This is a genomic window from Acaryochloris sp. IP29b_bin.137 (assembly GCF_028285745.1).
Lineage (GTDB): Bacteria > Cyanobacteriota > Cyanobacteriia > Thermosynechococcales > Thermosynechococcaceae > Acaryochloris.
Map to the genome: position 1 here is coordinate 1 of NZ_JANQOP010000227.1, position 7,664 is coordinate 7,664.

Annotated in this window: 5 protein-coding genes; 1 reads left to right on the forward strand and 4 read right to left on the reverse strand. The window is 44.1% G+C overall.

The features are described 5' to 3' along the window. The 4 genes from Q0991_RS15655 to Q0991_RS15670 form a co-directional block, all read right to left on the reverse strand. Window positions 1-181 (reverse strand): hypothetical protein (locus Q0991_RS15655; RefSeq protein WP_299489890.1); only part of this gene is annotated, 181 nt, incomplete at its 3' end. A 302-nt stretch (window positions 182-483) separates the two neighbouring features. Beyond that, on the reverse strand, window positions 484-2,832 hold the full coding sequence (locus Q0991_RS15660; RefSeq protein ID WP_299489892.1) for a pentapeptide repeat-containing protein: 2,349 nt from the start codon (window positions 2,830-2,832) through the stop codon (window positions 484-486). A 39-nt stretch (window positions 2,833-2,871) separates the two neighbouring features. After that, window positions 2,872-5,004, reverse strand: a complete 2,133-nt coding sequence (locus Q0991_RS15665; protein ID WP_299489895.1) for a hypothetical protein — start codon at window positions 5,002-5,004, stop codon at window positions 2,872-2,874. A gap of 4 nt (window positions 5,005-5,008) precedes the next feature. Continuing rightward, a complete protein-coding gene (locus Q0991_RS15670) occupies window positions 5,009-6,010 on the reverse strand; it encodes a MoxR family ATPase (protein ID WP_299489897.1) in 1,002 nt (333 codons plus the stop codon). A 158-nt stretch (window positions 6,011-6,168) separates the two neighbouring features. On the opposite strand from Q0991_RS15670, the gene Q0991_RS15675 reads away from it, so the two are divergent. Continuing rightward, window positions 6,169-7,476 (forward strand): VWA-like domain-containing protein, encoded by a 1,308-nt coding sequence (locus Q0991_RS15675; RefSeq protein ID WP_299489900.1) that lies wholly within the window; start codon window positions 6,169-6,171, stop codon window positions 7,474-7,476. The last annotated feature ends 188 nt before the right edge of the window (window positions 7,477-7,664 follow it).

A 7,664-nucleotide genomic window follows, 5' to 3' on the forward strand; every position in this document is an offset into this window, starting at 1 on the left:
GAGGCGATGCAATTGCCTGTTTCTTCTTTCTTTGTTGTTCATGTAGGTTAAACAGCCGATTTGTTGGGTCAACTGGATAAAAACCCGAAATGAGTTGAACTTTTAAGCGTATAATTGCACAAGGTAATAAGAACTGGTTTGGAGACCATGAAGGTGAAGATATTGTAATCGATTGCCTCATGAAACACCCCAATACTCCAGCGTCAATTTTAGAATCGCTAGCTGAACAACGAGATGAAACATTACACACAGTGTTGAATAATTGGTATCCACAGCCACTGTTACTAGAAAAAATTGCTAGTCACCCAAATACTCCGATTCCAGTTCTCCAGAAATTGAGAGACTTTAAACGTTCATTAAGCATCCCTGAGATTGCTAAGAGAAATCTTAGAGAAAGAAAGCATGATAAATAGCGTTGTAAAAGTACTCATTACATAAATTCTGAGCTGATTTATTAACTTATTCCTTTTACATGCAGGTCTTCTAAACATTATTAGAGGTGATTTGCCATAACCTGATTTTTCGATCATCACCACTACTCACTAAAAATTGATTATCAGCACTGAATATTAAATTTTCAACATCGCGGTCATGCCCTCTAAAACTTAGCAGAACTGAGAGAGTTTCAAGATCCCAGAACTTGATTATGCCATCACGATCACCACTGGCAAATAAAGAACCTGTCGAACTAAAAGTAAGGCAAGTAACGCAGGTATATTCATGAAGTGTAGCGATTTCCGATTCCTCTTCTAAATTCCAGAGCTTAATGGTGTTGTCCCAACTAGAGCTGGCGATCAGTTGACCATCTGGACTAAAGGCAAGATAGCGGAGATAATCTGCATGCCCAGTGAATCGGTGTTTGAGAGTGAGCGTCGTTAAATCCCATATACTAAACCCGTTGCAGTTACCTACCGCTAAAACATCTCCAGAAAAATTCAGTGCTAACGGATAGTTGGCATCATCTTTAAACACCAGACTCCCGATTGCCTGAGTCTTTTTCAAATTCCACAGTTGTGCTGGCTGTTCACCATATTGTCTTGCTAGAACCTGACCATTACCACTCAATACAGAATGGGCTGGAGATATAGAACCGCCTCCTTGAGCATTCCAATCCACAGAAATGGTTTGACTCTTGCCCAATCTGCGTTCTCTACGTCTGGCTAGTATTTTATCTCTAGCAGATTGACGGGATGAGGCTACTGCATCTCGATGGTAGAATTTTGAAAAAAAATGGTCGGTCAGCAGAGTGTGTTCATCGGAATTATTGTTGAACACAAACGCCAAAGTAGGTATATGCTCTGACATCACATTGATTTTCTCTTCAAACATGACGGCACCAGCAGCAATGTCCCAAATCTTAAATTCGCTGGCACTGAAACTTGCTAACATCTGACTATCAGGGCTAAAAGCTAATGATTGAACTGGGACACAATGCCCCTTGAAGATCTCAATAACTTCACCAGTTTCCCGCTTCAGGAGTTCAATTTGACCAACTGAACTATCATGACTACGAGCAATTAGATATCCATCTGAACTCTCAGCCTCTGCACAAATACCACTGGAGTAACCTTTGAAAGTTCTTCGCTCATGCCCTAAGTCATACTCCTCATATGGTTCTCCAACTCCGGTCATCCCCATGAGTTTTGCCTGGTGGTTCAAGACCACAGAAGTTAAATTTTCAGGATGATCCTTTAAATTTTCCTTCAACTCTCCATTAACGACATTCCAAAGTTTCAGCTCGTTCTGGTATAAATACTGGTAAAGTTGCTGACCATCGGTTTTGAAAACATTAGAAACAACTGGGTCCGATTGAATATCTATCTTTTGCTTTTTAGTGCCCGATCTAGTATCCATCACGGTCACTTGATTATCCCAATCTAAATAAGCCAGCAGTTGACTATCTGCACTTAGAGCGACAGAAGTGCCACAACTATCAAGCTCAAGTTGCTTCGATACCTCGATCTGTTCGCTCGGATGAGGACCTGTAATTGAGGCAGAAAAATCAATCTCCTCATGACCAGATAGATCAACACCTCGTAGATCAGTTTGTACGAGGAGAGCGTCCTTTAAATCCGCTTCAGTCAAGTCAGATTTTTGTAGGTTTGCTGAACTAAGGTCAGCCTTGTTGAGTTTACAGTGTTTCAAATAGGCTTTATGTAGATTCGCAGATTGAAGATTGGCTTGACGCAATCTCGCCATATTGAAATTGACATGCTGGAATTTTGACTGTGTGCAGTTTGCCCCCGTTAAGTCAGCCCAAGTCAACTCAGCGCCAGAGCAATCAGCAGAGGTTAGTTGCGCATAGGGTAAGTAAGCTGCATGTAATGTTGCCTTTGTTAAATTGGCAGAATGAAGCTTAGCTGCATCCAGCTTGGCATGGGTTAGATCAGCCTGGCTTAAATTCACTTCACTAAGATTAGCGCCTTGAAAATCTACCCGTTCAAGACATGCATGACTCAAGTTTTGTCCCGTTAGGTTCGTCCAACTGAGGTTGGCCCAATACCAGTTTTGCGGCTTTAACGTTGCCGTTCGTAGGTCACATCGTGTCAAGTTGGCCCTTGTTAAATTAGCATTTGTTAAATTGGTATTGTCTAAATTCGCTTCAGTTAAATCTGTATGATTCAGGTTAGTCCCAGACAGATTTGCACCACATAGATTGATTTGTCTCAAATCAAGATTAGATAAATCAGCATCACTGAGATCAGCATTTTCCAGATCCGCACCTACAAAATTACGTTGTCCTGCTAAAACAGCCTCCAGAAAATCTTGAGGGTTTGTCAGTGATGATGCAGGGGTTGGGGTTTGTGAATGATCCGTCGAGTAGGGATGCATGCTCAGTCTATTTGATGATGAATGGAGTAAGGGTTATATTTATAGCCTTTGCTTGGCTGCAGCTCTAACTAACCTATTGACATCTGCCGCTAATGTTTGCAGGATTTCTAACGGCGTTGCTAGATTCTCAGCAATCGCAAAACGGTCCAGCCAATCCTCAGATTGGCTTTTATCTTGAAGTACAGTAATCGACATTTCAGGCTGCCTTAGCACCCAAAAACGAGCGTTCAAAGGCCAGGTATCAACGTAGGTGTTAAGGATTTCAGTTCGATGCTCTGGATGCTTGGTGAAGTAATCGGGGTGAAGCAGCAAGTATTCATTGGCATAATCCCCACACACAATTTGTTTAGCCACTTCAGAAGAAAGATTGGGGTTGTTCATCGCACTACACCGGATGGCTCGATCATTATCCTTAGCTAATTCCTCTAAAACAGAACTTGGCAAAGCAGGATGGGCTGCAATCAGGCTTCGCAGATAACTGTCTTGGTCATGTTGCAACATTAATTCTAAAGTTGTAGCCTCTGTGGCTATATTTTGGGCAACAGCATGTCGAATGTCTGGATTTGTGTCTTGGGCCAATTGTGTTAGGACAGAAGCTGGAGTATTGCTATTTTGAGCAATCGCGACCCTTACCTCAACTTCAGCTTGACCTGGCCAGTGGGTTAAAAGTTCTACGGGCAGATCGCTTCTCAGAGCTAAGAACAAACGCGCAGCCTTACCTCCTTCTCGAATCAGTTGCTGTAATAGTTTCAGGAGGGGACTCGTACTTTCTGCAGCTATAATATCCAACACATGTTCCTTCTCAGGGTTGTCGTACCATTGGCTAGACATCTGTAAGCCAATTACTGCATGGATTTTAGGATCCCGAGCCAACTCTTTGAATAGCACTTTTAGTGGCGTGTTGGGATTGCGAGCAACCTCCCAACGGATCCGTTCTTGGCCGTCATAGACCATTTCTGCTAACAAACTAGCAGGAGTATTGGGATTAGCTGCAACTTTTTCACGTAGTTTCAACGGCCCTTGAGAAAGTATTTTAAGGATATCTGCCGTTGTTTCAGGATTTGATGCTAGAGCTTGGAGCTCTTGAATCGTTAGTTGCTGTGCGGGAACAGTCCTATCATCTTCAGAAGGATTTGTATGAGCTTTCATGATTTGAGCGATCATTTGAGGATCACTTTGTTGTATTTCAGTTAGACGTTTTGAGCTGAGGGCTTGGCCAGCGGCATGAGCCACACTACCGTCAGAATCACTGGCTAACATCATCAAGGTAGAGACTGATACTTGAGGATTTCTAGCCAAAGCAAAACGAACATCTTCACTTGAATCTTGGACTAGTTTTTCTACAAGATCTGCTGGTATTGATGGATTTGCAGCAGCATAGCACCGCACTGAGTCTTGTTGAGCTGATTGCCGCAACGTTGTGGTAGGTAAGCTAGGATTTCTTAGCACTATTTGACGGACACGTTCATCGGAATGGCGAGCTAACTGGGTCAGTAATATCGGATCAGCAGAGGGGTATGCCGCAATCTCTCGACAAAAATTGCGATAAAACGGTTCTTCTATCCAGAATTCAGAAATTTGATTAGGAATTGCACAGATTTGGACTAGAGCTTCTAACTGATTCGTGTATTGGGGAGATAAGCTGGATTGACCAAGAAAGTTAGAAATCGAAACTTTGACTTGCTTTTCGTAATCCTCGATTACTTCTCCAACTAAATTAACGTGGAGCTGAGCTTCCTCGACAACCTGTTGGTGGCGACTACGAGTTAAGCAGCTCAGGATCTTAGCGGAGGTTTGACCATGTCTTACCCATTTCAACTGCAATTCTAAATCAGCTTTATCTGCCGCCTGCTCTAGAAGATAGCTAGGAGCATTTTTTTGCTTCAGTAAACTACGAAGAGTTGTGGGAGAAACCTCCTCCAGCCAATTGGGATGTTCCAGCAAAAGCAGCGGAAAGACTGGGTTATCCAGTAACTGGGTTGGGAACTCAGCACCCAAGCTCAGAAGCACCTCGAAGGGAGTATTAGGATTAATTGCTACGGCTTCTCGAGTGGCTGCATCTGAAGAATCTGCTAACGTCTGGAGTTGTTCAGCAGTGGTACTAACATCTGATGCCAGTGCTCTCTCCACTTCAAGACTTCCAGCTAATACTGTGTCATCAGAATTGGTCATCAATTTACAATCCAATAAGCTGTTGAAAGTCTTTGAGAAAAGTTTGGAGCCGTGAATCTTTCTGAATAAGAGCCGCTAAAGCTCCCATTTGTCCCATTGACCGCATTACCCGAAATAAATCCACTGCGAAAAGCTGCACCCACTCTGGGGTTGCAGTTTGGCTGAGCCAAGTAAAAGCGTTGTAAGCCTCATGGGCACTAGCTGCTCGTACTGCTAACCCGATCGCCGTTGCATAGCGAGCCGAAGGTTCGGTGGGAAAAGTTATGTGGTTGCCCTGTCCCTCCAAGATTGGTGTGAGATTTGGCAAGTTCTCATACAGTTGGATGTAAGCTACAAACTCAGCAGTAGTTCCTGGCCCGACTGCTGGCGCTAAATCTAGTCCAGCCTTGTGAAGATCACTAGCCATTATCCATGATCTTGGCGAGGGCCAAGCAGGTTGTTGGGGGTCAAGCTTATGTAGCAGTGTTGGGCGGTAGGATAGAAAAGCAATTACCTGCTCATGAACGCCTGTTTCTAAAGCATAGGCTTTGAAGCTATTAAAATCTGGTTCTACCTGAAGATGGAGAAAGCGATTGGCTAAAGGAGTCGGCATGTCAAATACTGCTGCTCTGTCTTCTTTACGGTTCCCGGCTGCCCAGACAAACCAATTTTCAGGAACTGTATAGGTTCCCACTTTACGATCTAGGATTAACTGCTGAGCCACCCCCTGCATCGCGGGTGGAGCCATGTTTAGCTCATCTAAAAATAAAATCCCTTGGCCATCACGGGGCAAAAACTCCGGTGGATACCATTTTGACATCCCATCTGAAGCTACAGGTAATCCGCGCAGATCAGTAGGGGCTAATTGGCTGAGACGCACATCCACAAAGGCCATCTTATGTTCGTGCGTTAGTTGACCGACAATACTAGATTTACCAATACCTGGAGGTCCCCAAATCATCGTACTGATTTTGAGCTGTCTAGAGATTAAGTTCTCGAGATAGATTTTGAGTTCCGCAGGTGTCATATCTTATCCATTTGTAAACTTGCTCTAGCTGCAGCTCAAATCAATCGGTTTCCGTCTTGGGCTAGCTGTTGGAAAACAGGTAATGGTAACTTCCATACCTTATCCTCAGGTTTCCCCAACATAGATGGGTAGCCTAACAATGGGAACATTTAATTGCCATGTCGACAGACTCTCAAAAGTTAATTAGTGCTTCTCTGCTGCGACTTCGGATGAAGTCGCCATTTTTTGCAACCTTGGCTTTGTTTGCCCGCTTTGTCCCTTCACAATGCCTAAGTACGGCCGCAACTGATGGGAAAGATATATTTTTCAATGCTGAGTATTTAAGATCACTCCCCTCAACCCAGCAAGATGGACTTCTTCTCCATGAAGTTTTGCACGCAGCTCTGATGCATGCTATTCGTCGGGGTGTTCGTGATCCGAAGCCATGGAATATTGCTGCCGATATTGTGGTGAACGGCATTATTGCTCAGCAAGATGTTTTTGAACTTCCTCCCAATCCAGTACGAGACAAAAAGCTCGAGAACTTGAGCGTTGAGGAAATCTATGAGCTTTTGCAGAAAGAAGATTCTGTACAACTGAACCTACCTAATCCAGATCTTCTTGGCCAATCGCCTGAAGATGCTAATCCCTCTGAATCAGAAGGTAATACTAGTCAAGCAATGCAAGCTTTTGGAGGTAAGGAAGATGTTGCAGGCAAGCGTCCTACCAGCGAAACCTATGATACCGATCAGCCTGCGACCGACCCTACTCAAGTCATCTCTCAGACGGAAACATTCCAAAACTCAACTCCTTCCAATAGAACCGACAGCTTGTCAGAAGCTCGAAAGGCTACCTTAGAAGTCCACTGGCGCAACGCTCTCCAGCAAGCCACCATCATTGCTCGCACTACTAATCAAGGCCGAGTCCCAGCTGGTATAGAACGTGAACTGATGTTACTCACCACTCCTCAGCTAGATTGGCGAGCTTATCTATGGCGCTATTTAGTGCAGACCCCCACAGACTTTTTAGGATTTGATCGCCGTTTCATTGGCCAAGGACTCTATCTAGAATCTTTGGTAGGTGAATCCGTGAAGGTTTACGTTGCTGTTGATACGAGTGGTTCCATTGATCAATCAGACCTCCGCATGTTTTTGAGTGAAGTACAGGGCATCCTTAGGTCTTATCCTCATTTACAGTGCGAGCTTTATTATGTCGATGCTGATGCCTATGGTCCCCATGAGTTAAATCCAAACAGTCCTATTCCTCAGCCCCAGGGTGGAGGCGGGACTTCGTTTCAGCCTTTTTTTAAAAAAGTTGACGAGCGCTGGGATCGGCAAGCCCAGGCCGTGTGCGTATACCTGACTGATGGTTACGGTGAATTTCCAGATCCAGATCCAGAACTACCAGTGTTATGGGTTGTGACGCCAGGAGGATTAATGCTAAACGATTTCCCCTGCGGAGAAGCCGTTCGTTTATTGCCTATGTAATCTAAATATCTCTACGCAGATAGATCAGAAAATGGTGTCTGCTAGGAAGAAGACGCAAGCAGGAGTTTTGAAATCAGTTCGTCGGTAGTGCTAATAGGCGACAATTACATAGACCGAATACATGACCGCCTGACAATTACATAGGCCTCTCTGAGAATCAGGATCTAGTCAAGCAAGAGATCTGAATT

Bases quoted from the DNA above. Each gene is read 5' to 3' on its own strand.
- Q0991_RS15670 (WP_299489897.1), bottom strand. From the start codon at position 6,010: ATGACACCTGCGGAACTCAAAATCTATCTCGAGAACTTAATCTCTAGA.
- Q0991_RS15675 (WP_299489900.1), top strand. From the start codon at position 6,169: ATGTCGACAGACTCTCAAAAGTTAATTAGTGCTTCTCTGCTGCGACTT.
- Q0991_RS15665 (WP_299489895.1), bottom strand. From the start codon at position 5,004: ATGACCAATTCTGATGACACAGTATTAGCTGGAAGTCTTGAAGTGGAG.
- Q0991_RS15660 (WP_299489892.1), bottom strand. From the start codon at position 2,832: ATGCATCCCTACTCGACGGATCATTCACAAACCCCAACCCCTGCATCA.